18 protein-coding genes are annotated in these 23,450 nt (G+C 68.1%); 13 read left to right on the forward strand and 5 right to left on the reverse strand.

Annotated features, from left to right (window positions below):
• Nucleotides 1-529: 529 nt before the first annotated feature.
• Genes WDC87_RS12550 through WDC87_RS12590 form a run of 9 tightly spaced genes read left to right on the forward strand, consistent with a single transcriptional unit; the run spans nucleotide 530 to nucleotide 12,880 of the window.
• Nucleotides 530-2,161, forward strand: coding sequence for a TldD/PmbA family protein (locus WDC87_RS12550; RefSeq protein ID WP_072167390.1), 1,632 nt, complete (start codon nucleotides 530-532; stop codon nucleotides 2,159-2,161).
• 30 nt (nucleotides 2,162-2,191) lie between these two features.
• Nucleotides 2,192-3,826 (forward strand): TldD/PmbA family protein, encoded by a 1,635-nt coding sequence (locus WDC87_RS12555; RefSeq protein WP_061479900.1) that lies wholly within the window; start codon nucleotides 2,192-2,194, stop codon nucleotides 3,824-3,826.
• A gap of 20 nt (nucleotides 3,827-3,846) precedes the next feature.
• Nucleotides 3,847-5,181, forward strand: coding sequence for a TldD/PmbA family protein (locus WDC87_RS12560; protein WP_252744742.1), 1,335 nt, complete (start codon nucleotides 3,847-3,849; stop codon nucleotides 5,179-5,181).
• Nucleotides 5,181-5,888, forward strand: a complete 708-nt coding sequence (locus WDC87_RS12565; protein ID WP_005421001.1) for a DUF4159 domain-containing protein — start codon at nucleotides 5,181-5,183, stop codon at nucleotides 5,886-5,888. The genes WDC87_RS12560 and WDC87_RS12565 overlap by 1 nt, the downstream gene beginning before the upstream one ends.
• 16 nt (nucleotides 5,889-5,904) lie before the next feature.
• Nucleotides 5,905-6,888, forward strand: a complete 984-nt coding sequence (locus WDC87_RS12570) for a MoxR family ATPase (protein WP_061479903.1) — start codon at nucleotides 5,905-5,907, stop codon at nucleotides 6,886-6,888.
• Between the two features lie 7 nt (nucleotides 6,889-6,895).
• Nucleotides 6,896-7,792 carry a DUF58 domain-containing protein gene (locus WDC87_RS12575; protein ID WP_252744743.1) on the forward strand — a complete coding sequence of 299 codons (897 nt, stop codon included), beginning with the start codon at nucleotides 6,896-6,898 and terminating at the stop codon, nucleotides 7,790-7,792.
• Nucleotides 7,789-8,910, forward strand: a complete 1,122-nt coding sequence (locus WDC87_RS12580; RefSeq protein ID WP_088496773.1) for a BatA domain-containing protein — start codon at nucleotides 7,789-7,791, stop codon at nucleotides 8,908-8,910. Before WDC87_RS12575 ends, WDC87_RS12580 begins: the two co-directional genes overlap by 4 nt.
• Complete coding sequence (locus tag WDC87_RS12585; RefSeq protein WP_088496774.1) at nucleotides 8,907-11,075, forward strand: hypothetical protein; 2,169 nt, start codon at nucleotides 8,907-8,909, stop codon at nucleotides 11,073-11,075. The genes WDC87_RS12580 and WDC87_RS12585 overlap by 4 nt, the downstream gene beginning before the upstream one ends.
• Nucleotides 11,072-12,880: a hypothetical protein gene (locus WDC87_RS12590; protein ID WP_252744744.1), complete on the forward strand. Its 1,809-nt coding sequence runs from the start codon at nucleotides 11,072-11,074 to the stop codon at nucleotides 12,878-12,880. The genes WDC87_RS12585 and WDC87_RS12590 overlap by 4 nt, the downstream gene beginning before the upstream one ends.
• A 99-nt stretch (nucleotides 12,881-12,979) precedes the next feature.
• Here WDC87_RS12590 and WDC87_RS12595 read toward each other — a convergent pair whose 3' ends face one another.
• Nucleotides 12,980-13,654: a hypothetical protein gene (locus WDC87_RS12595; RefSeq protein ID WP_072167397.1), complete on the reverse strand. Its 675-nt coding sequence runs from the start codon at nucleotides 13,652-13,654 to the stop codon at nucleotides 12,980-12,982.
• A 40-nt stretch (nucleotides 13,655-13,694) separates the two neighbouring features.
• Nucleotides 13,695-14,213, reverse strand: a complete 519-nt coding sequence (locus WDC87_RS12600) for a hypothetical protein (protein WP_061479909.1) — start codon at nucleotides 14,211-14,213, stop codon at nucleotides 13,695-13,697.
• A 210-nt stretch (nucleotides 14,214-14,423) separates the two neighbouring features.
• On the opposite strand from WDC87_RS12600, the gene WDC87_RS12605 reads away from it, so the two are divergent.
• From WDC87_RS12605 to WDC87_RS12615, 3 genes are all read left to right on the forward strand, one after another.
• The gene (locus WDC87_RS12605; RefSeq protein ID WP_252744745.1) at nucleotides 14,424-16,913 is read left to right on the forward strand and encodes a DEAD/DEAH box helicase; all 2,490 of its coding nucleotides are present in this window, start codon (nucleotides 14,424-14,426) and stop codon (nucleotides 16,911-16,913) included.
• A complete protein-coding gene (locus WDC87_RS12610; RefSeq protein ID WP_252744746.1) occupies nucleotides 16,910-17,932 on the forward strand; it encodes a ribonuclease H-like domain-containing protein in 1,023 nt (340 codons plus the stop codon). Before WDC87_RS12605 ends, WDC87_RS12610 begins: the two co-directional genes overlap by 4 nt.
• Nucleotides 17,933-18,010: 78 nt before the next feature.
• Nucleotides 18,011-18,325 carry an I78 family peptidase inhibitor gene (locus WDC87_RS12615; protein WP_072167401.1) on the forward strand — a complete coding sequence of 105 codons (315 nt, stop codon included), beginning with the start codon at nucleotides 18,011-18,013 and terminating at the stop codon, nucleotides 18,323-18,325.
• A gap of 121 nt (nucleotides 18,326-18,446) precedes the next feature.
• Here the strand turns inward: WDC87_RS12615 and WDC87_RS12620 are convergent, their stop codons facing one another.
• Nucleotides 18,447-20,438, reverse strand: a complete 1,992-nt coding sequence (locus WDC87_RS12620; RefSeq protein ID WP_252744747.1) for a M56 family metallopeptidase — start codon at nucleotides 20,436-20,438, stop codon at nucleotides 18,447-18,449.
• Nucleotides 20,439-20,441: 3 nt separating this feature from the next.
• Nucleotides 20,442-20,828: a BlaI/MecI/CopY family transcriptional regulator gene (locus WDC87_RS12625; protein WP_252744748.1), complete on the reverse strand. Its 387-nt coding sequence runs from the start codon at nucleotides 20,826-20,828 to the stop codon at nucleotides 20,442-20,444.
• A 191-nt stretch (nucleotides 20,829-21,019) separates the two neighbouring features.
• On the opposite strand from WDC87_RS12625, the gene WDC87_RS12630 reads away from it, so the two are divergent.
• A complete protein-coding gene (locus WDC87_RS12630; RefSeq protein ID WP_088496780.1) occupies nucleotides 21,020-22,120 on the forward strand; it encodes a serine hydrolase domain-containing protein in 1,101 nt (366 codons plus the stop codon).
• Nucleotides 22,121-22,245: 125 nt separating this feature from the next.
• Here the strand turns inward: WDC87_RS12630 and WDC87_RS12635 are convergent, their stop codons facing one another.
• Nucleotides 22,246-23,442, reverse strand: coding sequence for an HlyD family efflux transporter periplasmic adaptor subunit (locus WDC87_RS12635; protein ID WP_252744749.1), 1,197 nt, complete (start codon nucleotides 23,440-23,442; stop codon nucleotides 22,246-22,248).
• Between the last annotated feature and the right edge of the window lie 8 nt (nucleotides 23,443-23,450).

Below are 23,450 nucleotides of genomic sequence, written 5' to 3' on the forward strand. Positions count from 1 at the left end.
AAGCCGTTCGCATCTTTTAAGCACGAGACGGTACCGGTGTCCCGATCAGCCATCTCACTATCTCCCTGTGACTCACTCTTGTTGTTGGAAACGCCTGGTGGGCGGCTGACAAGCAAGCGGGAAGCGAGGTCCATCGAGGCAGCCGATCGGGAAGAACTTGCGTCATCAGGCCACGAGCCACGGGGCCCCGCCCCCCCGCCCCCCCGCCCCCGCCCCCCCCCCCCCCCCCCCCCCCCCCCCCCCCCCCCCCCCCCCCCCCCCCCCCCCCCCCGCCCACCCATGGAATGCCGCTCTGGCTTTGGCTCTGGCTTTGGCTCTGGCTTTGGCTCTGGCTCTGGCTCTGGCTCTGGCTTTGGCCGTTGCCGTTGCCGTTGCATTGAGCAGGTGCAGGGCTGCAAGCCCTGCCGAAACCCTCCCCAACCATGACTGCAGTCACTTGCCCGGTTGCGCCGCGCTGGCGAAAGTCGAGGAGTTGACGTGATCGGTCCGGCGCGTTGCCGACCGCACGCAAGCGAGAGAGAGAAACGCTGTGCAACGACGTGAGTTCCTGGCTTTTTCCGGCCTGGGCCTGGCCGGCCTGCTGCTGCCGCATTCCCGTGCCATCGCCGCCGAGCAGCTGCTGGCGCCGGTCGATACCGCCCAGCGCCGGCGCTTGGCCGAGGTCGCGCTGGCCACCGCACGCTCGGCCAAGGCCAGCTACTGCGATGTGCGCATCGGCCGCTACCTCAATCAGTCGGTGATCACCCGCGAGCACCAGGTCGGCAATGTGACCAACCGAGAATCGTCCGGCGTGGGTGTGCGGGTGATCGTCAACGGCGCCTGGGGCTTTGCTGCCACCCATCAGCAGACCGAGGCCGCCGTGCGCGCAGCGGTCGAGCAGGCCGCAGCAATCGCCCGCGCCAACGCCAGCATCCAGACCCGCCCGGTGCAACTGGCACCCACGCCGTCCGTCGGTGAAGTGCGCTGGCAGACGCCCATCCGCAGGAACGCGATGGCGGTGCCGATCCAGGACAAGGTCGAGCTGCTGCTGGCCCTCAATGCCGCTGCGCTGGATGCGGGCGCCGACTACATCAATTCCACCCTGTTCCTGGTCAACGAACAGAAGTACTTCGCCTCCAGCGACGGCTCGTTCATCGACCAGGACATCCACCGCATCTGGTTGCCGTTCACCGCCACCGCCATCGACAAGGCCAGCGGCAGATTCCGCACCCGCGCCGGCCTGTCCTCGCCGATGGGCATGGGCTATGAGTTCCTCGACGGCGATGCGCGCGGCAAGGTGCAGCTGCCCGGTGGCATCACTGCCTACCGCGATTCCTACGACCCGGTCGAGGACGCCATTGCGGCCGCCCGCCACGCGCGCGAGAAACTGAAGGCGCCGTCGGTGAAGCCCGGCAAGTACGACCTGGTGCTGGACCCGTCCAATCTGTTCCTGACCATCCACGAGAACGTTGGCCACCCGCTGGAGCTGGACCGCGTGCTCGGCTACGAAGCCAACTACGCCGGCACCAGCTTCGCCACGCTGGACAAGCGCGATGCCGGCTTCCGCTGGGGCAGCGACATCGTCACCTTCTTCGCCGACAAGACCCAGCCCGGCAGCCTCGGCGCGGTCGGCTACGACGACGAGGGCGTGAAGACCCAGCGCTGGGACCTGGTGCGCGACGGCATCCTGGTCGATTACCAGGCCACCCGTGACGAAGCCCATATCCTCGGCCGCGATGCATCGCATGGCTGCAGCTACGCCGATTCCTGGTCCAGCGTGCAGTTCCAGCGCATGGCCAATGTCTCGCTGGCGCCGGGCAAGCAACCGCTCAGCGTCGAGGACATGATCAAGGACGTGGAGAACGGCATCTACATCCACGGCCGCGGTTCGTATTCGATCGATCAGCAGCGTTACAACGCGCAGTTCGGCGGCCAGCTGTACTACCAGATCAAGGACGGAAAGATCGCCGGCATGGTTGAGGATGCGGCCTACCAGATCCGCACCCCGGAATTCTGGAATGCCTGCACCGCCATCTGCGATGAACGCGACTTCCGCCTGGGCGGTTCGTTCTTCGATGGCAAGGGCCAGCCGGGCCAGGTGTCGGCGGTCTCGCACGGTTCATCCACCACCCGCTTCAACGGCATCAACATCATCAACACCGCGCGCAGTCTCGGCGCTTGAGCCACCCATCCTTCGACATGGAGAGCAGCCTTGCAAAGACGTGACTTCCTGGCCCTGACCGGGCTTACCGCGGGCGGGCTGATCGTGCCCTCCTTCTTCGGCAAGGTGATCGCCGCCGAGCAGCTGCAGAGCACGCTGGACCTGGGGCTGAAGAAGCGCCTGGCCGATGCGGCGCTGGCTGCCGCCCGCCAGGCCGGTGCCACCTACTGCGACGTGCGCATCGGCCGCTACCTGCGGCAGTTCGTGATCACCCGCGAAGACAAGGTGCAGAACGTGGTGAACACCGAGTCCACTGGCGTGGGCATCCGCGTGATCGTCAATGGTGCGTGGGGCTTTGCCGCCACCAACGCGCTGGGTACGGCCGATGTGGCCAAGGCCGCGCAGCAGGCGGCGGCGATCGCCAAGGCCAATGCCGGCGTGCAGACCGCGCCGGTGCAGCTGGCCAAGGCGCCGGGCGTGGGTGAGGTGAGCTGGCGCACGCCGATCCGCAAGAATGCGATGGAGGTGCCGATCAAGGACAAGGTCGGCCTGCTGCTGGACGTCAACGCCGCCGCAATGGGCGCCGGTGCCAGCTTCGTCAACTCGATGCTGTTCCTGGTCAACGAGCAGAAGTACTTCGCCTCCACCGACGGTTCCTACATCGACCAGGACGTGCATCGCATCTGGGCGCCGATGACGGTCACCGCCATCGACAAGGCCAGCGGCAAGTTCCGCACCCGTTCGGGCCTGTCCTCGCCGATGGGCCTGGGCTACGAGTACCTGGACGGCGCCGCCGCGGGCAAGGTGGTCAGCCCCAATGGCGTGGTCAACTACAGTTCTTCCTACGACATGAAGGAAGACGCCATCGCCGCCGCCCGGCAGGCGCAGGAAAAGCTGAAGGCACCGTCGGTGAAGCCGGGCAAGTACGACCTGGTGCTCGATCCGTCGCACACCTGGCTGACCATCCACGAGTCGATCGGCCACCCGCTGGAACTGGACCGCGTGCTCGGCTACGAAGCCAACTACGCCGGCACCAGCTTCGCCACCCTGGACAAGCGCGAACAGCGTTTCCAGTACGGCAGCGAGCTGGTCAACATCTTCGCCGACAAGACCCAGCCGGGCAGCCTTGGCGCCGTGGCATACGACGATGAAGGCGTGAAGTGCAAGCGCTGGGACCTGATCAGCAACGGCAAGCTGGTGGACTACCAGACCATCCGCGACCAGGCGCACATCCTCGGCAAGACCGAGTCCGACGGCTGCTGCTATGCCGACTCGTGGTCCAGCGTGCAGTTCCAGCGCATGGCCAACGTGTCGATGGCACCGGGCAAGAAGCCGCTGAGCGTGCCGGACCTGATCAAGGACGTGGAGAACGGCATCTACATCATCGGTGACGGTTCGTTCTCGATCGACCAGCAGCGCTACAACGCGCAGTTCGGCGGCCAGCTGTTCTACGAGATCAAGAACGGCCAGATCACCCGCATGCTGGAAGACGTGGCCTACCAGATCCGCACGCCGGAATTCTGGAACGCCTGTACCGCCGTGGCCGACGAGCGCGACTACCGCCTGGGCGGTTCGTTCTTCGACGGCAAGGGCCAGCCGGGACAGGTCTCGGCGGTCTCGCACGGCTCGTCCACCGCGCGCTTCAACGGCATCAACGTCATCAACACCGCACGCAGCCTCGGCTGACCGGTCAGGAGCCCTTACACATGAGTATCTTCACCGAAGCCCAGGCCAAGGCCATCCTCGACAAGGTCATCGCCCTGTCCAAGGCCGACGAGTGCACCGCCGTGCTGGCCGGTGCAATCAGCGGCAACATCCGTTTCGCGCTGAACAATGTCTCCACCAGCGGCATCGTCGACAACACCGAACTGGCGGTCACCGTCGCCTTCGGCAAGCGCGTCGGCACTGCCTCGATCAACGAGTTCGACGACGCCGCGCTGGAACGCGTGGTACGCCGTGCCGAAGACCTGGCCCGCCTGGCCCCGGAGAACCCGGAGTTCATGCCGGCCATCGGCAAGCAGAGCTACCGCGCCAGCCCGACCTTCAGCGACTCCACCGCCGCGATCGATCCGGCCTTCCGTGCGAAGGTCGCTGCCGATTCGATCGCCCCGTGCCGCGGCCACGGCCTGATCGCCGCCGGCTTCCTGGAGGACGGGCAGGGCTTCCAGGCCACCGCCAACAGCAACGGCAACTTCGCTTACCAGCGCACCACCAACTTCGATTACACCTGCACTGTGCGCACCGAAGATGGCCGTGGTTCGGGCTGGGTCGGCCGCAACCTGAAGGACGCGGCGGACTTCAAGGCTGACCAGGACATCCGCATCGCCATGCGCAAGGCCACCGAATCGGCCGAAGCCAAGGCACTGGAACCGGGCAAGTACACGGTCATCCTGGAGCCGGCCGCAGCTGCAGGCCTGATCAGCTTCATGATGAACTTCTTCAGTGCACGCTCGGCCGATGAGGGCCGCAGCTTCCTGTCGAAGAAGGGCGGCGGCAACAAGCTGGGCGAGCAGGTCTACGACCCGCGCGTGACCATGATCGCCGACCCGTGGCATCCGGAGGCGCCGGTGCTGCCGTGGGACAACGAAGGCCTGCCGCGCGAACGCATGGCCATCATCGAGAACGGCAGGATCGCCAACCTGGACTACTCGCGCTTCTGGGCGCAGAAGCAGGGCAAGACCGCCAAGGCTACGCCTGGCAACCTGCTGATGAGCGGTGGCGACAAGAGCACCGCCGAGCTGGTGCGCGGCACCCAGAAGGGCATCCTGGTCACCCGCACCTGGTACATCCGCATGGTCGACCCGCAGACCGTGCTGCTGACCGGCCTGACCCGCGACGGCACCTTCTACATCGAGAACGGCCAGATCAAGTACCCGGTGAAGAACTTCCGCTTCAACGAGTCGCCGGTGATCATGCTCAACAACATCGAAGAGCTGGGCAAGCCGGTGCGTGTGGCCGGTGATGAGTCCAGCTTCGTGATGATGATCCCGCCGATGAAGCTGCGCGATTTCACCTTCACCTCGCTGTCCGACGCGGTCTGATGGATCGCCGGGCCTGCCTGCGCTGGTTGGCCGCTGCCGCTTCGGCGGCGGCGCTGCCAGCCTGGGCACAGGCAGGCCCGCGCAGTTCGCGCTACGACTTCTGGTTCACCCGCCTGCAGTACGACTCCGGTGACTGGGACGTGGACGCGCGCATGCCGTCCAACCTGATCACCTCGCTGATCGACTACACTTCGCTGCGCGTGGACCCGCAGGAACACGTGGTGGCCCTGGCCGACCCGCGCATGCTGGAAGCGCCGTTCTGCTACCTGGCCGGGCACACGCTGGTGGAGTTCAACGCCGCCGAACGGCAGAACTTCGTGCGCTACGTGCGCAATGGCGGCTTCGTCTTCGTCGACGACTGCAACCATGACATCGACGGCCTGTTCGCCACCTCGTTCGAGGCACAGATGGGCCGGCTGTTCGGCCCGAAGGCATTGCAGAAACTGCCCAACAGCCACGCGCTGTACCGCAGTTTCTTCCGCTTCCCGGACGGTCCGCCCGCCACCAGCTTCGAACTCAACGGCTGGGGCGACGACCTGGTGCACGACTATCTGAAAGGCATCGAGGTCGATGGTCGGCTGGGCCTGCTCTACAGCAACAAGGACTATGGCTGCGAGTGGGACTACGACTGGCGCAACAAGCGCTTCCTGGCCGAAGACAACACCCGCTTTGGCGTCAACATCGTGATGTACGCGTTGAACAATTGACAGGACCTGCACGCCCATGAACTCCCCCGACCTCGATTCCCTGCTGCCGCGCCTGGATGAACTGCGCGCCGCGCTTGCACGCGCGGTGGTGGGCCAGCACACGGTGGTCGAGCAGCTGTTGATCGGCCTGCTGGCCGGTGGCCACTGCCTGCTGGAAGGTGCGCCCGGGCTCGGCAAGACCCTGCTGGTGCGCTCACTCGGCCAGGCATTGGAACTGCAGTTCCGGCGCGTGCAGTTCACCCCCGACCTGATGCCCAGCGACATTCTCGGCACCGAGCTGCTGGAGGAAGACCATGGCACCGGCCATCGCCATTTCCGCTTCCAGCAGGGCCCGATCTTCACCCACCTGCTGCTGGCCGACGAACTCAACCGCACCCCGCCCAAGACCCAGGCCGCACTGCTGGAGGCAATGCAGGAACGCACGGTCAGCTACGCCGGCACCACCTACGCGTTGCCCGCGCCGTTCTTCGTGCTGGCCACGCAGAACCCGATCGAGCAGGCCGGCACCTACCCGCTGCCCGAAGCGCAACTGGACCGCTTCCTGCTGCATGTGCTGGTGGATTACCCCAGCGAAGACGAGGAACGGCGGATCCTGGAACAGACCACCGGCGGTGCCACCGACGCGGTGCCGAAGGTGATGGATGCCGAGGCGGTGATCGCCCTGCAGGCGGCTGTGCGGCAGGTGCATGTCAGCCCCGACGTGCTGGCCTGGATCACCCGCCTGGTGCGCGCTAGCCGGCCCGGCGAAGGCGCCCCGGCGGCGATCAACCAATGGGTGAAGTGGGGCGCCGGTCCGCGCGCCGGGCAGTCGCTGGTGCTCGCGGCAAAAGCGCGCGCCTTGCTGCAGGGCCGCTTCGCCGCCACCCGCGAGGACGTGCAGGCGCTGGCCGCGCCGGTGATGCGCCATCGCCTGCTGCTGTCGTTCGCCGCCGAGGCCGAGCAGAAGCGTGCCGACGACGTGGTCGCCGCCCTGCTGCAGGCCGTGCCATTCCCGGGTTGATCCACGCGTGAACGCCGGTACCCCGCTGACCTTGCCACCGGAACTGCATGCGCGCCTGCGCCTGCTGCGGCTGCGGCCGCGCCTGGCCAGCGGTGCCAGTGGCATCGGCCAGCACGCCAGCCGCAGCCGCGGTGCCGGCCTCGAGTTCGCCCAGTACCGGGCCTACGAACCGGGCGACGAGCTGCGCCAGATCGACTGGAAGCTGTACGCGCGTTCGGACCGCTTCTTCGTGCGCGAATCCGAACGCGAAAGCCCGATCACGGTCTGGCTGTTGCTCGATGCCACCGCCTCGGCCGGCCAGGCCGATCGCGCGGCACCGCAGCGCACGCGCCTGGATCACATGCGCGGCGTGGCCGCCTGCGTGGTGGAACTGGCGCTGCAGCAGGGCGACCGTTTCGGCCTGCTGGCGATCAATGGCGATGGACTGCAGCTGGTGCCCGCGGCGAACGGCGCACGCCAGCGTGACCGCGTGCATCTGCAACTGCATGCCCTGCATGCGCGCGGCACCTGGCCCGCGGCCGAACGCCTGCGGCCACTGTGGGAGCGCGTGCGCCCGGGCGACCTGCTGCTGGCGATGGGTGATGGCTTCGACGCGGCCTGCATCGTGCTGCTGGAGCAACTGGCCAGCGCACGCCGTGAAGTGGCACTGCTGCAGATCCTGACCGCCGACGAGCGTGATTTCCCGTTCGACGCCGGCCATCGCTTCCGCGATCCGGAGACCGGCGAGGAACTGCTGGGCGATGGCGCGGCGATCCGCGCCGACTACCTGCAGCGCTTCGCTGACGCACGCAACGCATTGCAGTCGCGCCTGCAGGCCAGCGGCATTGCCAGTGCCACCGGCTGGCTCGACCAGCCGTTGGATCAACCCCTGCAGGCGCTGTTCGGCCGTGGGGGCAGTGCATGACCCTGCTGTTCCCGTTGGGCCTGGCCGCGCTCGCTGCGTGGTTGCTACCGCTGCTGATCCATCTGGCCCGGCGCCATCCGTACACGCCGCTGGATTTCGCCGCGCTGCGCTGGCTGCGCGCGCAGATCCGCCCGCGCCAGCGCATCCGCTTCGATGACTGGCCGTTGCTGCTGCTGCGCCTGTTGCTGCTGGCCGCATTGGCCTTGCTGCTGGCACGCCCTGCATTGACCGGCCCCGCGCCCGTCCCCACCGAGTGGACGGTAGTGGCTCCCGGATTGGACGCCGCCGCACTGCGCGGCACCGCCGAAGAGGGCAACTGGCACTGGCTGGCACCCGGCTTCCCCACCATCGATCAGGCACCGCCGGCATCCAGCGCATCGCTGCCCAGCCTGCTGCGCGAGTTGGACGCACAGCTGCCCGCGGGCACCGCGTTGACCGTGCACGTTCCCGATCCCCTGCCCGGTCTGGACGGCACCCGCCTGCAGCTGTCGCGCGAAGTGCAGTGGCGGCCGCAACCGGTACCGGCCACTCCGCAACCGAGTGCCGCGACGCTGCCGCGTCTGCGCGTGCACAGCGATGCGCCGGCCGCCGCCCAGCACTGGGTGAACGCACTGCAGCGCGCGTGGGGCATGCAGGCGCCGCTCGCTCCTCTGTCGGCCGATGCCCTGCCCGAACGCGGCGAGATCGGCGTATGGAGCCGCAGCGATGCACTGCCGGCGAGCTGGCAGGCATGGCTGCGCCACGGCGGTCGTGCAGTGAGCGCCGGCAAGCCTGCTGGCGACGCCGGCATCCTGCTGCGCAACGCCGACGGCTCACCAGTGCTGTGGCAACAGCGCATCGGCCACGGCGTCCTGTTGTCACTGCCCGGCGACTGGGATGCCTCAGGCAACGCTGCGCTGCGCGACCCGCGGTTGCCGCGTGCCCTGCTGCTGGCGCTGCAACCGCCAGCGTCACCGCGCCTCGGCGATGCACAGGACCAGGCACCACGCCGGGCCGCACTGCCCGCCATAGCGCCCCCAGCGCGTGAGCCAACCACGTGGTTGCTGCTGGTCATCGTGCTGCTGTTCGCGCTGGAGCGCTGGATGGCCAGCAGTCGCCGGCGCAGGGTGGCCACATGAACACCCTGCAGCACGCCTGGCAACGCGCACGCCGTCGACGTGCACTCGTTACCCTGCTGCTGGGCCTGCCATGGGCGCTGGCCGCGACGACGCTGGTGCTGCGTCTGGCGGGCTTCGATATCGCCTGCGTGGTCGGCACCGTCAGCGCGCTCGCCTGCGCAGCGCTCGCCACGGCACATGCCCGCCAGCTGGACCCACAGTGGGTGCAGCGCCAGCTTGATGCCAGCGGTGCCAGCGAGGACAGTGCCGACCTGCTGTTCGCCGATGCCGCCATGCTCAATCCGCTGCAGCAGCGCCAGCGCGCGCATGTGCTGGCCACGCTGGAGCGCGCGACACCGGACCTGCGTCAGCGCTGGCCGCGCAGGGCGTTGGCCCTGAGCTGGGTCGCGGGCCTGGCGATCACTGCGCTGGCATTCGGCTGGCCACGTTCCGGCCCCGACTCCGCGCCGGCCCGCACATCGGCGCCTGTCAGCACGGCTGCCGCCGGCCCGCTGCACCTTCAGTCCACCCGCCTGCGGATCGACGCACCGGCCTATACCGGCCAGGCCACGCGCACCCAGAACGCGCTGGATGCCAAGGTCGCCGCGGACAGCCGGCTGTCGTGGTCGTTGCGCTTCGATCGCGCGCCGGACAAGGCATGGCTGCAGTTCCACGACGGCCGCCGGCTGCCGCTGAGCGAGCAGGATGGGCAGTGGCTGGCGCAGGATGTGGCGCGCGTGCCTGTGCTGTACCGCGTGGTGAGCGAACCTGCACTGGCCCAGACCCGCCTGCATCGCCTGGACGTGGTCGCTGATCGTGCGCCCAGCGTGCGCGTGCTGGAGCCCGCCGCGACCCTGGTGCTGGGCACGCCCGGGCAACGCCAGTGGTCGTTGCGCTTCGAAGCCAGCGATGACTACGCCGTGGCCACGCAGGCAACGCTGTCGATCACCATTACCCAGGGCAGCGGCGAGAACATCACCTTCGTTCGCCGCAGTGTCGGCCTCACCGGCAGCGGCGAAGCGACTGCACGGCGTTTCGCGCACAGCCTCGACCTGGCTGCGCTGGGCGCGCAGCCCGGCAGCGATGTCATCGCCCAGCTGGAAGTACGCGACAACCACGCGCCAACACCGCAGGCCGGGCGCAGCAGCAGCGTGATCCTGCGCCTGCCCAGCGCCGAGGTTGCACTCGGTGCCGAACTGGAAGGCCGCATCAAGAAGACGCTGCCGGCCTACTTCCGCAGCCAGCGGCAGATCATCATCGATGCCGAAGCGCTGATCCGGCAGCGACACAGCCTCGCCGCCGAGGACTTCGTGAAGCGCAGCGATGCGATCGGTGTCGACCAGCGCATCCTGCGCCTGCGCTACGGCCAGTTCCTGGGTGAGGAAAGCGAAGGCGCACCGAAGCCGCCGCCGACCAGCGACCTGCCCACCAGCGATGCGCCAGCTGCAGGCAGCCACGATGACGAGCACGAGCACGACCATGGCACCGAGGCCGGGGCACACGATGAGCATGGCCACGATCACGGCGGCAAGGCGTCCAATGCCGATTCGCCACCGGTGTTCGGCAGCGCCACCGATGTGCTCTCCGAATACGGCCACACCCATGACCATGCCGAGGCCGCGACCCTGCTCGACCCGCAGACCCGGGCCACGCTGAAGGCCGCGCTGGACCAGATGTGGTCGGCCGAAGGCGAGCTGCGCCAGGGCCGTCCGGAGCAGGCGTTGCCGTTTGCCTACAAGGCGCTGGGTTTCATCAAGCAGGTGCAGCAGGCCGAACGCATCTATCTGGCCCGGGTCGGGCCAGAGCTGCCACCGATCGATGAAGGCCGTCGCCTCGGCGGTGATCGCGCCGGACTGGCCAGTCGTGAACTGCCGTTGGCCGCACGAACCCCGCCCGACCGGGCCATCGTTGAAGCCTGGCAGCGCCTCGGTGATGACACCAGCGTGCCCGACCTCGATGCACTCGCTGCCTGGCAGCAGCGCAATGCCGCCTACCTGCCCGATGCGCTGGATCTGGCTGCCGCCATCGAGCAGCTGCGCATCGAGCCCGGTTGCCGCGACTGCCGCCAGCGCCTGCGCGCTCAGTTGTGGCGGGCGCTGCAGCGTCCACTGCCGCAGGCGATGCGGCGCGGTGCCGCCGATGCGATGGGCCAGCGCTACCTGGACGCGCTGGAGGCGCAGCCATGAACCCCTCCGGCCTGAACCTGTGGATCGTCCTGGCACTCGCTGTGATCGTGGCGATCGCCAGCGTTCGCCAGTCGCGCAACAACACCACGCACCGTGGCCGCCGCTGGGGGGTGATCGGACTGCAGGTCATCGTCGCCACGCTGCTGTATTTCTGCCTGGTGCCGCCCACCCGCCAGCAACCCGCAGGCGGGCTGGTTGTGCTCGGAATCGATGCCAGCAGGGCCGGCGCGTTCCCGGCCAGCGAAGGTCCGCTGTGGCTGTTGCCGGAAGCTGCCGATGTGCCCGGCGCAAAGCGCGTACCCGACCTGGCCACCGCGCTGCGGCAGCATCCGGCCTCCACGCTGACGCTGGTTGGTGCCGGCCTGGTCGCGCGTGACCGCGACGCAGTACTGCCACGCGACGTACGTTGGCAGCCGACAGCACCGCCGCGCGGCTGGGTCGCCTTGCAGCCACCGGCCGACGCCGCGCCCGGCGCACGCTTCGAGGTACAGGCACAGGCGCGTGGCGTTGCCAGGGCAAAGGCGGAACTGCTCGACCCGGCCGGCAGCGTGGTCGATCGCGCGGATGTTGCCGACGATGGCCACGTTCAGTTGAGTGGCATCACCCGCGCCGAAGGCCGCAGCGTGTTCCAGCTGCGCCTGCTCGATGCCGACGGCCATGTGGTGGACAACGTGCCGGTGCCGCAGCAGACCCTGCCGGCGGCGCCGTTGCGCCTGCAGGTACGCGCCAGCGCGCCGGGCCCCGAACTGAAGTACCTGCGCCGCTGGGCAGCCGATGCCGGCATCCGCGTGCAGGTGCAGGCCGATACCGGTGCCGGCCTGAGCGTCGGCGACGGCGCCTTGCCGCTGGACGCGGCGTCGCTGGCGCGCAGCGATCTGCTGCTGCTGGACGAGCGCAGCCTGGCGGCATTGAATGCCGCCCAGCTGGCCGCTGTGCGGCAGGCGCTGCGCGAAGGACTGGGCGTGCTGGTACGCAGTGCGGGCGCGCCTTCGGCCAGCGCGCGCCAGCGCCTGCACGATCTGGGCCTGCCGCTGCGGGGTGATGGCAGCAGCCAGGTCCTCGAACTTCCCGGCGACGGCGAGAGCGCGGTCCTCACCGCACGACGTGGCCCGCTCGCCGCGGGTACGCTGCCGACCGGCTACGGCGAAGAGGCAGACCGCAGTTCGCACGACGCCGCGCTGCCCACACTGGAAGCACTGGGGCTGCAGGTACCTGGCAGCAACGCGCTGCTGCACGATCGCATCGGCAAGGCTGTCGGTGGCTGGCGCGCTACCGGCAAAGGCCGCATCGGCCTGCTGCCCATCACCGACAGTTGGCGCTGGGTGCTGGCCGGCCGCGATGACCGCCACGGCGAACTGTGGAGCGGCGTGGTTGCCACGCTGGCGCGGGCGCAGGGCAGCGCTGAGGCGCTGTGGTCGCCACAGCCGATCAGCTGGGCGGGCGAACGGCAGGCGCTGTGCGGCGTGCAGGCGCCGCTGCAAGCCTTCAACGCACGCGGCGAAGGCACGCCGCTGATCGTCGATGGCGCGACGTCAGACCTGCATTGCGCGGGCTGGTGGCCGCGCGAGGCGGGCTGGCAGCGCCTGCAGCACGGTGACGCTACCCTCTGGCGCTATGCGTTCGACCCGAAGGACGCGCCCGCGCTGCATCAGCAGGCAATGATCGATGCAACCACGCAGGCGCTGGCGGGCACCTCCCCGGCAACCGCGTCGCTGATGCAACCCGTGCCGGGATCGCGCTGGCCGTGGTGGCTGGCGTTCGTGCTGTGCGCATCGCTGCTGTGGTGGTTGGAGCGGCGGCGCTGACCGCGACGATGGGATCGCGGGCGGCATCCACGCATGGCGTGGATCTACTGGCCGGTTGCCCTGGTGGACGCCAACCTTGGCTGGCGTCTTTCGGCGGGGTCAACGCGTTCCCGCGCGCCGGTACACGCCATTGAAGCGCACGTTCATGCCACCGCATTCGCTGTTGTCGGCCACGATCAGCACCTCACCCAGCGAGTGCACACGCACCCGGCACGTATCCTCGGCGAACTCGACATCGGCACCCTGCGGTGTGGCACGCGCTTCCACCTGGCCCAGGTTCGGCCCATACGGGCGCTGTTCCGGCGTGGGGTTGGCGGAGGGCCAGTAGGCGTCGCCATCCACATGCAGCTGTCCACCCTGCACCGTGATGCGCAGGCCGTTGTCGCCATCTTTCCAGTGGCCCGTCCAGTCCTGCAGCGTGGGCACGGCCACCGGCAACGGCTGCAGCTTGCTGCGGTCGACCCAGCCGGCGCTGCCGCCCACCTTGTTGGGGAAGAACGCGCAGCGGTAACGGCCCAGGTCGCGACCGGTCACCACCGTATCGCCGTTGACCACATAGCTGCGCTGGCGGCAGGCCGGTTCGCCCTTGGCGGGGCAGCCCTCCATGTCGCCGAGCAGGTACAGGCGCGGTGCATCAACCACCCGCGCCAGCGCGAACCGGCTCTGTTGGGAGGGGAACGCGCCATTGCGGCAGGCGCCGCCATCGGCGATACCGGACGCGAAGGCGGAGGCCGGCAGCAACGCGGCCAGCAGGCAGAATGAACGCAGGGACATGACAGCATTACTGGTGGGGGAGCCCGCAGGATATACCGGCCTACTTCACTGGCGCTGTGTCGCCGGCATCCTGCTCCTGTGAGAACCGCAGCGCGCGCTGCTGCTGTTCGGCACTGAGCTCTGGGGGTGGCCGCGCCACGGCCGCCTGGATCTGGTCGGGACCGCCGGTGAGTTTGTTGATGCCTTTGGCTGCCGCCAGCACACCCTTGACCACGCCCATCATGATGTAGCCACCGCCCATGCTGACCTGCTCCGGCGATGGCGGTTCGCTCCAGTCGCGGCTGAAGCGGTTATCGCCGAACTTCACCGGGTTCTTGAAGCGGTACAGGTCCAGCGGCTCGTCATCGGGCTTGAGCGCACGCACTTCGCCGAGGGTGGTGACGTTGTCCTGCGGCAAGGTGGTGGAGATCGGTGCGGTGGGGGCAGGCGGCGCATCTTCAGGGGGAACGGGTGCAGGATCGGGCACCGCCACCGGCGCAGCCTGTTGCGCCTGTACGATGCCGGTCAGCAGCATGCCGGCCAGGAGTGCTCCCTGCGTTCCACGTCGTGCCACAGCCATCCACCCTTTGGTTGCGTCCAGCGCCCAAGCATACGGATGCCGGCTTCAGATTTCGTTGCTGCACTGGCCGCTGTTCAGCCAAGGGAGATGCGGCCACACCACGGGACGCGAGCACTGAACGGTTCACGTCTCCGTGTGTGGTGTCTCACATCCTGAGACATGGATGTGGTGCCATGTGATCCCTCGCAATCCGTCCCCGCTTCCTCTTCCATGGCCTACGAACTCGCCAAGCGCACCGCCGATGCCGAGCAGAAGCTCGCCACCCGCGATGGCCTGCCCGCCCGCGACGGCGCTCTGCTCAGCGCGCGCCTGCAGCGCCGCTACCAGGACCGCATCACCGGCAGCTTCGCCATTCCCGGCCGTGAAGGCCGCTACGCGCCCATTCCCGACTCGGTACCACCGGCGCTGGCCGCTGCACTGAAGGCACGTGGCATCGAGCAGCTCTACAGCCACCAGGCCGAAGCCTGGGAGGCCAGCCAGCGCGGCGAGCACGTAGCCATCGTCACCCCCACCGCCAGCGGCAAGTCGCTGTGCTACACCCTGCCGGTGGTCAGCGCGGCCATGCAGGACAAGGCCAAGGCGCTGTACCTGTTCCCGACCAAAGCACTGGCCCAGGACCAGGTGGCCGAGCTGCTGGAACTCAATCGTGCCGGCGATCTCGGCGTCAAGGCCTTCACCTTCGACGGCGACACCCCCGGCGATGCGCGCCAGGCGATCCGCCTGCATGGCGACATCGTGGTGTCCAACCCGGACATGCTGCACCAGGCCATCCTGCCGCATCACACCAAGTGGGCACAGTTCTTCGAGAACCTGCGCTACATCGTCATCGACGAGGTGCACACCTATCGCGGCGTGTTCGGCAGCCACGTCACCAACGTGCTGCGCCGGCTCAAGCGCATCTGCGCGTTCTATGGCGTGCAACCGCAGTTCATCCTGTGCTCGGCCACCATCGGCAACCCGCAGGCACATGCCGAGGCGTTGATCGAGGCACCGGTCACCGCCGTCACCGAATCCGGCGCGCCCACCGGGCCGAAGCAGGTGCTGCTGTGGAACCCGCCGGTGATCAACCCCGACCTGGGCCTGCGTGCCTCGGCGCGCTCGCAGAGCAACCGCATCGCGCGCATCGCGATCAAGTCCGGGCTGAAGACCCTGGTGTTCGCGCAGACCCGGTTGATGGTCGAGGTGCTGACCAAGTACCTGAAGGACATCTTCGACCACGACCCGCGCAAGCCGCCCCGCATCCGCGCCTACCGCGGCGGTTATCTGCCCACCGAACGCCGCGAGACCGAGCGTGCGATGCGTGCCGGCAACATCGACGGCATCGTCAGCACCTCGGCGCTGGAACTGGGCGTGGATATCGGCAGCCTGGACGTGGTCATCCTCAATGGCTACCCCGGCAGCGTGGCCGCCACCTGGCAGCGTTTCGGTCGTGCCGGTCGCCGCCAGCAACCCGCACTCGGCGTGATGGTGGCCAGTTCGCAGCCGCTGGACCAGTACGTGGTGCGGCACCCGGACTTCTTCGCCGAAGCCTCGCCCGAACATGCGCGCATTGCGCCAGACCAGCCGCTGATCCTGTTCGACCATATCCGCTGCGCGGCCTTTGAACTGCCGTTCCGGGTCGGCGATGGCTTCGGCCCGATCGATCCGGAGGTATTCCTGGAAGCGCTGGCCGAAACCGAAGTCATCCACCGCGAAGGCGAGCGCTGGGAATGGATCGCCGACAGCTATCCGGCCAACGCGGTCAGCCTGCGTGCGGTGGCCGACGGCAACTTCGTGGTGGTCGACCGCAGCGATGGCCGCCAGCAGATCATCGCCGAGGTCGATTACTCCGCCGCCGCGCTCACCCTGTACGAGGGCGCCATCCACATGGTGCAGTCCACGCCCTACCAGGTGGAGACGCTCGACTGGGAGGGCCGCAAGGCCTATGTCACCCGCACCCACGTGGACTACTACACCGACAGCATCGACTTCACCAAGCTCAAGGTGCTGGACCGTTTCGATGGCGGCGTGGCCGGCCGGGGCGATTCGCATCATGGCGAAGTGCACGTGGTGCGCCGCGTGGCCGGCTACAAGAAGATCCGCTATTACACCCACGAGAACATCGGCTACGGGCCGGTGAACCTGCCCGACCAGGAACTGCACACCACTGCGGTGTGGTGGCAGCTGCCGCAGGCGCTGCTGCTGCGCGCGTTCGTCAGCAGGCAGGATGCGCTGGATGGCTTTCTCGGCGCCGCGTATGCACTGCACATCGTCGCCACCGTGGCGGTGATGGCCGATGCGCGCGACCTGCAGAAGTCGGTGGGCAACGGCGATGGTTCCTGGTTCGCGATCGCCGACCAGAGCGGCCGCGGCCAGTTGCGCGGCAGCGAGGGTGATCCTGGCGTTGTCGAACTGCTGCAGGAATTCGTGCCCACTGTGTATCTGTATGACAACTTCCCCGGTGGCGTCGGCCTCAGCGAGCCGTTGTGGCAGCGTCAGGCCGAACTGGTGCAGCGCGCGCGTGAACTGGTGCAACGCTGCGACTGCAAGGCCGGCTGCCCGGCCTGTGTCGGCCCGGTGCTGGCCGCGCAGGAAGAGGATGAAACCTCGCCACGTGCGCTGGCATTGCGCGTGCTCGACCTGTTCGATGCCGATGCCTGCCAGCATGTGCCCGACGTGGTGGTGACCACGCGCGATCCGATGGAGCTGCTGGCACCGTGAGCCTGAGCCTGGACAAGCTGCGCCTGCTGCGCAGGCAGGCCGGCGACCCGAAGGCAAGCACACCGGCCGTGCCGGACGTGCCCCCTGCGCCACCGGCACCCGTGGCCGCCAACGATGCGCGGCAACCACCGGCCGAGCGTTCGGTGTTCGCCTGGGTCGAACAGGAAATCCGCCACAAGCCGACCGGCGCTGCAGCCCCCACACCGGCATCCGCACCGCTGCGGCGGCCGGAAGTTGGCAGCCTGCATCGCCTGCTCGGCCTGCGCACGCGGAGCGGCGCCACGCCGGCACGGGCCAGCGCGCAGGACCGTCAGTTGCCAGGTGAGGAGATCGCACCGGGCCTGTTCCTGATCGAATCGCTGCAGCCGCAGGCGATCCCGGCACAACCGCTGTCGCTTGATTTCGCCCGTCGCGACGGCGAGCACGTGGCTGCGCGTGACCTGCTGTTCTTCGATACCGAAACCACCGGCCTGGCCGGCGGCACCGGCACCCGCGCCTTCATGATCGGCGCTGCGGACTGGCATGTGTGCCCGCGGCGTGGCGAAGGCCTGCGCATCCGCCAGCTGCTGATGGCCACCATGGCCGCCGAGGACGCGATGCTGGCCACCTTCGCCGGCTGGCTGCAACCGTCCACCGTGTTCTGCAGCTACAACGGCCGCAGCTATGACGCACCGCTGCTGAAAGCGCGTTACCGGCTTGCCCGGCAACGCGACCCGATCAGCGCGCTGGACCATGTCGACCTGCTCTACCCCACCCGCCGCCGCTATCGCGGCACGTGGGAGAACTGCAAGCTGTCCACCATCGAACGCCAGCTGCTGCGCGTGGTGCGCGAGGACGATCTGCCGGGCTCGGAGGCACCCGGTGCGTGGTTGCGCTTCCTGCGAGGCGGCGACGCGGTGAACCTGCGCCGGGTGGCCGACCACAATCACCAGGACGTGGTGACCCTGGCCCTGCTGCTGCAGCGGCTGGTGCGCGAGGAACAGCGCGAGCGCGAGACACTGGCGCTGGTCGGGCAGTAATGACACGGGGCCGCGTTGACATGCCCTGACGGTGGCAGCGGTGACACTGCCACCACCATCCACGCCTGGAGCCCGACGATGCGTCCCAGTCCCCTTGTCCTGCTCGCCATCCTGCCCTTGGCCGCCTGCAGTCACGCCGGCGGCAGCACCGCCCACGATCCCACGCCGGCGCCCGTGGCCGACGCCGCGCACGAATGCAAGCCGGAGGCGCTCGAGGCCTTCACCGGCAAGACGGCTGACGAAGCCACCATCAAGAAGCTGGTGGCCGCCAGCGGCGCGCGCGGTGCACGGGTGGTCAAGCCGGGCATGGCGGTGACCATGGACTTCCGCCAGGACCGCGTGACGGTGCAGGTGGATGCGCAGAACCGGATCGAGCGCGCCAGCTGCGGTTGATCGCCCCAGGGCAGTGGGGGGGGGGGGGGGGGGGGCCCCCCCCGGGCGCCCCCCCCCCCCCCCCCCCGCCCCCCCCCCCCCCCCCCCCCCCCCGGCGCCCCCCCCCGCCCCCCACTACCGATCAGAGTCGCTCGGCCTTGCCGCTGGCCAAGGCGCGCGCGATCACCTGCTGCGCCTGCTGCGACGCTTGGGCATGCACGCGTGCCTGGCGCTCGCCCAAGGCGGCCTGCTGGCTGCCCAGCGCTGCCTGGCGGCTGGCCAGTTCAGACTGCTGGCTGGCCAGGCGCTGCATGTCACGAGTGCGGCCGGACTGCCCGGCCTCGCTGCGGGCTTCCTGCATCGCACGGCGTGCCTCGGCGGCGGCCTCGCGTGCAGCCTCACGCGCAACGGCCACGTCGCTGGTTGCACCGCGCGCTGCCTTTGCCGCTTCCGCCGCCGCCTCGCGGTTGATGTCATGCGCGGCCATCGCACTGCGCGCGGCCTCGGCGGCGATCAGTGCGATGCGGCGCGATTCCTCGCCCTGCAGGCGGCCCATTTCACCCATCTGCCTGCCGAGTTCGCCCTGCCGGCGACCCAACAGGCTTTGCTGGAGGCCCAGTTCGCTCTGCTGGCGGCCCAGCTCTACGGCACCGCTGTAGGCACGCTGCAGCGTCTGGATCAGCATCGGGTCACGCACCACGTAGCGCTTGTCACCCTGGCGGAACCACAACGCCGGGCCCTTGCCGAGCTGCCTGCGGGCCACCGTCACGTCGTCCATGCCGCCGTTGGCGAAGGTCGAATCACCATCAACCAGAACGAAGGCCTCCCGGGGCGACCTGCCCAGGTCGAGGCGACCGTAGGTGGTGATGGAGGTGGCGGCCGACGTCGCGCCTTCATCGTCTTCGGCCATGCCCGTGGCATCGTCGACATCGGCCACATCGGCATCGTCGGGCCCGGTCGCGTCAGCGGGTTCGGCCGGCGCGGCCGGTGCTGCAGGCGCGGCCGGGGCCGCCGGCACGCCCGCGGCGGATGGCGGTGCGGCCGGAGCCTTGGGAGCCTTCGGCGGTGCTGGCGCCACGACCTTGGGTGCCGCCGGTGGCGCGGGCGGTGCCGGCGGCACCGGCGCTGCGACCAGTCGCATCGGCGCCACGCCCACCACCACCACCACAGCAGTCAGCGCCATCGCCAGGATGCGCGGGCAGGCCCGGCGCGGCTGCAGCGAGAGCAGGCGACGCTTGAGGCTGGTGGCATCCGGTGCGGCACTGGCCACGCCCAGGTGCGGCTGCGGTGCCACCCCCAGCTGCAGCAGCAGACGGCCATAGGCCTGGCGGCTGGCAGCGTGCTGGCCCACCACCGCTGCGTCCACCGCTTCTTCGCGCGCTTGTGCATATTCACGCACCGACAGGCGCAGCAGCGGATGGAAGAAGAACAGGTGCTGGGCCAGCGCAGGCAGCAGGCCCCACTGCAGGTCCCGCCGCTGCAGGTGCTGCAGTTCGTGGGTCAGGGCCAGGTCCAGCGCGTCGCCCTGCAGGGCATTGTCGCCAGCCGGCAACAGCAGCACCGGGCGGAACGGGCCGACCAGCTGCGGTGCGTCCACCTGCGTGCTCATCCACAACCGCGGCGCAGGCCGCACGCCATGTGCATCGGAAGCCAGCTGCAGGGCCTGCACCAACGCCTGGTCCTCGCAGGGATAGGCCGCTGCCAGCAGCGCGCGGCAGCGACGCCACTCACCGAAGGTACGCAGCGCCATCAGCAGCACGCCGGATGCCCACAGCGCGGCCAGTGCGACGGCCCACCACGCCACGGCCGGCGCGTCCGCTGCAGGCATCGGCATCGCGGCCAGCAACTGTGCCGAGGCCTCCGGGGCCAGCGGGTAGACGATGTCAGCGGCCACGTCGGTCGCGGTCATCGCCACCGCCTGCGGGGCAGGCAGCCAGGCCAACTGCAACGGCTGGCTCCAGAACAGGCCGAGCACGGCCTGCAGCGAGACCAGCCACCACAGGCGGCAGCGGGTCGCCGCCGACAGCGACGGCAGCGCGCGGCACAGGCCGTACACCAGCGCCACCAGCAGCACGGTCTGCAGGCTGGTCCAGCCCAGGCGTTCCAGCATCGGGATCAGCATCGTGGTGTCCATGGCTCAGCCCTCGTGGCGACGCGATTGGAGTTGGGCGACCAGCGCTTCCAGCTCGGCCAGCTCGTTGTCGCTGACCTTCTGCCGCTGCGACAGATAGGCCACGAACGGCGACACCGAGCCCTTCAGGGTGTTGTCGACGAACTGCGCCACCGCGCCCTGCAGCACGCTCTGCGGGCCACGGGTGGCCTGGTAGCGGTAGACGCCGTCCTGCTGCCGACGCTGAAGATACCCCTTCGCCCGCAGGCGCTCCATCATCGTCAGCACAGTGGAACGAGCCAGCCCACGGGCCTCGCCGTAGCCACTGGCGACCTCACCGACACTGGCCGGCGCATGTTCATCGATGTACTGCAGCAGGGCCAGTTCCTGGTCCCCGATGGTCTTGCCGCGCATGACACCACTCCCTTGACTACACGTGTCGTCACTGTCAGCTTGACGACATCTGTAGTCAACCCCCCGGAGGTCATGGGCCGACGAACGGTAGGCACCACCGAGCGCTTAAACCTTTGACCCGCCCGCCGCATCCGATCCGCAACGCCCCGCTGGAATTCCGCATGTCCCGCCCAATGCTCCGAGTCCTGCTCATGCTCATCAGTGCCCTGCCCTTCGCCGCCGTCTCTGCCAGCCAGGACCAGGCCAACGACCAGACCCGCCGCCTGATCCGCCAGATCATGCTGGAGCAGCGCATCCCGGGATTGCAGATCGCGGTGGTCAAGGATGGGCAGATCGTGCTCTCCGAAGCCTACGGGCTGGCCAACGTGGAGAACGGTGTGCTTGCCTCGCGCGACACCCGCTTCCCGCTCAATTCGGCCACCAAGGCGTTCACCGGCGTGGCTGCCGCGCAGCTGGCCCAGCAGGGGCAGCTGGATCTGGACGCGCCGGCCTCGCGATATCTGGGTGATCTTCCGCCAGCGTGGAGAGACGTACGCGTACACCAGCTGCTGGCGCATACCTCCGGCCTTCCGGACATCCTTGATGCGAACGGGCTGCTGGGCGGAGGTTCCGAAGCACAGGCATGGGCGGCGGTGACAGCTCGACCGCTGGAAGCGGCGCCTGGGCAGCGCTTCGCCTACAACCAGACCAACTACGTATTGCTGGCACGGATCATCGCGCAGCAATCCGGCATGCCCTACGAACGTTTCCTCGCCACCGGCCAGTTCAGCAGCGCGCGCATGGCCCGCACCACCTTCGGCGACAGCTACGACCTGATTCCGGATGCGGCGACGATGTACAGCCTGGCCCCGCGTGCCACCGACGATGTAGATGCGCCGTCCCGCCTGTCGCATTGGTTCTACGACATACCGCCTTCGCTGTGGGCGGGTGGCGGCATCCTCACCACCGCCGACGACACCGCGCGCTGGCTGGTCGCGCTGACCGAAGGCCGCCTGTTGCCGGAGACGGCCCTGCGACGGATGTGGAGCGCAGAGCGCCTGGCGGATGGCCGTGCCGGCCCGTGGGCGGGTGGCTGGGCGGTACTGCGCGCGTCGCCCGACCTTCAGGTGGCCGGTATCGGCGGTGCGCGCTCGGCCTTCGTGGTCTATCCCGAGCGCGGCGTGGCGGTAGTGGTGCTGACCAATCTTGTCGGTGCCAATCCGCAGCAGTTCATTCCGCGCATTGCCGACTTCTATGCGACTGCTGAAACAGCGCTCAGACGCGGCAGGCAGCGGCAACACTGCGAGGGGTAGCGCATGCCGCTCCTGGAGTATCTCCATCCATGTTGGCGGCAATGAGCGCACCGTGTCCGCGATGTGCGCATCATCAACTATCTCGTAAATTTTCCCGTGACAGAGTAGAGCGGCTCGAGTAACCACTAATAGAGCTTTCGGCGCTCTCCCATAATATCTGCTTCAAGCTGCATACCTGGACGCAGTGGCTCGCGGTTCCCATATGCCAGAACATCCTGGTGGTCCAGCGAAACGAAGACACGATACAGGGACTGATTTGGATCGTTGCTCTCCTTACTTTTCATCATTGCGCTTCTGGAGATGCGAATTACGGTGCCCTCATGAGTACCGAACTTTTGGTAGGGATATGCTTGGTACCTCAGCAAAACTCGATCACCCACTTTCACGAAGCCTATCGCGGAACTCGGGACAAGCAACTGCGCTCTTAGCTCGGACCCTTCGGGTAGCAAGCTAAGAATCGCCTGACCTGGCTGTACGGCCTGTCCGGCCTCGACCAACCGGTTCGCGACAAGTCCGGCTACGGGAGCCCGAAGAAGGAGTTCGCCATCGGCCTCCATCCGAATAGTTTCCTGGCTCAGTGCCGCCAAGTCCCGCTCAGACGCGGCCTTAGTCGACAGCCTCTGCTGAGGAATCTCCGCAAGGCGCTGCTCCAGTTCAGCCAGACTCCTACGAATTGACGTCGCTTGGCGTTGGAGCGCCTGCTGTGCGTTCACCATCTCAAGTGTCGATTGCTCTTGCTGGTTGATCTGAACGAGACTCACATAACGCTGACCCTCCACGCTTCTATAGCGAGCTACGGTTTCGCGCCCGATCCTTACCTGCTCGCCGCGTGTCTGGATCTCAGACTCAATCTGGGCTAGCTCTTGCAACATCGCGCTGCGCTGCGCTTTGGCGCCGTCCTGCTGGGCTGCAAACTGTCTGTCCTGAAACTCGCTGATCGCGCTTACGCTTGCAATTCGGCTCCTCTGGGCATCGAGCAAGGTAGACACAGAATCGCGACCGGAGGACGTGACTCTTGGAACATTCACTGTCAGCAGTCCATCTTGAACACGAACATGGTCGCCCTCTTCCACATTCAACCTTGACACGACACCTGCAGAGGGAGCGACGACTGTGGACAGCCCGAGATCTGGCACAAGTTCACCCAGTACCCGCGATCTGCGCGAGTACTCGCCCAGGTACAGGAAGCTGACAATTGTCGAGGCAGCTATCGCTGCGAAGAGCCCCAGAATCCAGAATCGAACAGGTTGCGCGAGAGATATCGCCCCGAGCCAGCTGCGCCGCTGTGCGTCCACTGCCTCCTTTCGGAACAAATCGCTCATGAAACAGT

It is taken from the genome of Stenotrophomonas maltophilia group sp. Smal12 (assembly GCF_037079935.1).
Lineage (GTDB): Bacteria > Pseudomonadota > Gammaproteobacteria > Xanthomonadales > Xanthomonadaceae > Stenotrophomonas > Stenotrophomonas sepilia.

What these genes read in the sequence shown, in the direction of transcription:
- WDC87_RS12585 (WP_088496774.1), top strand. Translation starts at nt 8,907, where the DNA reads ATGAACACCCTGCAGCACGCCTGGCAACGCGCACGCCGTCGACGTGCA.
- WDC87_RS12615 (WP_072167401.1), top strand. Translation starts at nt 18,011, where the DNA reads ATGCGTCCCAGTCCCCTTGTCCTGCTCGCCATCCTGCCCTTGGCCGCC.
- WDC87_RS12635 (WP_252744749.1), bottom strand. Translation starts at nt 23,442, where the DNA reads ATGAGCGATTTGTTCCGAAAGGAGGCAGTGGACGCACAGCGGCGCAGC.
- WDC87_RS12630 (WP_088496780.1), top strand. Translation starts at nt 21,020, where the DNA reads ATGCTCATCAGTGCCCTGCCCTTCGCCGCCGTCTCTGCCAGCCAGGAC.
- WDC87_RS12580 (WP_088496773.1), top strand. Translation starts at nt 7,789, where the DNA reads ATGACCCTGCTGTTCCCGTTGGGCCTGGCCGCGCTCGCTGCGTGGTTG.
- WDC87_RS12590 (WP_252744744.1), top strand. Translation starts at nt 11,072, where the DNA reads ATGAACCCCTCCGGCCTGAACCTGTGGATCGTCCTGGCACTCGCTGTG.
- WDC87_RS12605 (WP_252744745.1), top strand. Translation starts at nt 14,424, where the DNA reads ATGGCCTACGAACTCGCCAAGCGCACCGCCGATGCCGAGCAGAAGCTC.
- WDC87_RS12620 (WP_252744747.1), bottom strand. Translation starts at nt 20,438, where the DNA reads ATGGACACCACGATGCTGATCCCGATGCTGGAACGCCTGGGCTGGACC.
- WDC87_RS12600 (WP_061479909.1), bottom strand. Translation starts at nt 14,213, where the DNA reads ATGGCTGTGGCACGACGTGGAACGCAGGGAGCACTCCTGGCCGGCATG.
- WDC87_RS12625 (WP_252744748.1), bottom strand. Translation starts at nt 20,828, where the DNA reads ATGCGCGGCAAGACCATCGGGGACCAGGAACTGGCCCTGCTGCAGTAC.
- WDC87_RS12565 (WP_005421001.1), top strand. Translation starts at nt 5,181, where the DNA reads ATGGATCGCCGGGCCTGCCTGCGCTGGTTGGCCGCTGCCGCTTCGGCG.
- WDC87_RS12560 (WP_252744742.1), top strand. Translation starts at nt 3,847, where the DNA reads ATGAGTATCTTCACCGAAGCCCAGGCCAAGGCCATCCTCGACAAGGTC.
- WDC87_RS12595 (WP_072167397.1), bottom strand. Translation starts at nt 13,654, where the DNA reads ATGTCCCTGCGTTCATTCTGCCTGCTGGCCGCGTTGCTGCCGGCCTCC.
- WDC87_RS12570 (WP_061479903.1), top strand. Translation starts at nt 5,905, where the DNA reads ATGAACTCCCCCGACCTCGATTCCCTGCTGCCGCGCCTGGATGAACTG.